At 64.9% G+C, this 228-nt stretch carries 1 protein-coding gene; it reads right to left on the bottom strand.

Annotated elements, in window-relative coordinates:
* Nucleotides 1-228, bottom strand: a 228-nt coding sequence (locus tag GVL12_RS26130) for a hypothetical protein (RefSeq protein WP_159918412.1), incomplete at both ends; no start/stop codon positions are given.

Below are 228 nucleotides of genomic sequence, written 5' to 3'. Positions count from 1 at the left end.
TGATCACGGGACGGGTCGGGCCCGTGGGGTCTGCCGGGTCGACAGGAAGCAGCACGGGCGGGTTGCCGTCCTTGTCCGTCACCACGGGGGTGTTGTCCGCAATGGTGATGGTGATGGAAGCGCTGGAAGTGTCGCCGTCCTTGTCGGTGATGGTGTAGGTGAACACATCGGTGGCCGTCAGGGGCTCGCCGTTGTTGCGCACGTACTCATACGCGCCATCGGGCTGGA

It is taken from the genome of Pantoea sp. 18069 (assembly GCF_902706035.1).
In the GTDB taxonomy this organism is placed as follows: domain Bacteria; phylum Pseudomonadota; class Gammaproteobacteria; order Burkholderiales; family Burkholderiaceae_C; genus Comamonas.
Note: the sequence above shows the minus strand (reverse complement) of the source record. Positions and strands in the feature narration are given on the sequence as shown.